The 747-nt window shown below is 68.7% G+C and carries 1 protein-coding gene; it reads right to left on the reverse strand.

Features of this window, described 5'->3' with window-relative positions:
* Positions 1–747 (reverse strand): CE1758 family FMN-dependent luciferase-like monooxygenase (locus tag PUR26_RS00350; protein ID WP_329868067.1); only part of this gene is annotated, 747 nt, incomplete at both ends.

Genomic DNA, 747 nt, shown 5'->3' on the forward strand with positions numbered 1-747 from the left:
CTCGATGACCTGCTGCGGGGAGCCGACGGTGAGCGGGGTCTGCTCGGTGAACTCCTCCAGGGACGGGCCGTGTCCGTAGACCGGCGCGTTGTCGAAGTACGGACGGAACTCCCGTACGGCGTCCTGCGAGTTGCGGCGCATGAAGACCTGGCCGCCCAGGCCGACGACGGCCTGCTCGGGCGTGCCGTGCCCGTAGTGCGCGTACCGCTTCCGGTAGAGGCCCACCATCTTCCTGGTGTGCTCCATGGGCCAGAAGATGTTGTTGTGGAAGAAGCCGTCGCCGTAGTACGCGGCCTGCTCGGCGATCTCCGGGGACCGGATCGAGCCGTGCCAGACGAACGGCGGGACACCGTCCAGCGGCCTGGGCGTCGAGGTGAAGCCTTGCAGCGGCGAGCGGAACTTGCCCTCCCAGTCGACGACGTCCTCGCGCCACAGCCGGTGCAGCAGCGCGTAGTTCTCGATGGCGAGCGGGATGCCCTGGCGGATGTCCTGGCCGAACCACGGGTAGACCGGGCCGGTGTTGCCGCGGCCCATCATCAGGTCGACGCGCCCGTCCGCGAGGTGCTGGAGCATCGCGTAGTCCTCGGCGATCCTCACCGGGTCGTTGGTGGTGATCAGCGTCGTGGACGTCGACAGGATCAGGTTCTGCGTGCGGGCCGCGATGTGGCCGAGCATGGTGGTCGGCGACGACGGCACGAACGGCGGGTTGTGGTGCTCACCGGTCGCGAAGACGTCCAGGCCGACCTC

Origin of the sequence: Streptomyces sp. SP18CS02 (genome assembly GCF_036322365.1) — a bacterium.
GTDB lineage: Bacteria > Actinomycetota > Actinomycetes > Streptomycetales > Streptomycetaceae > Streptomyces.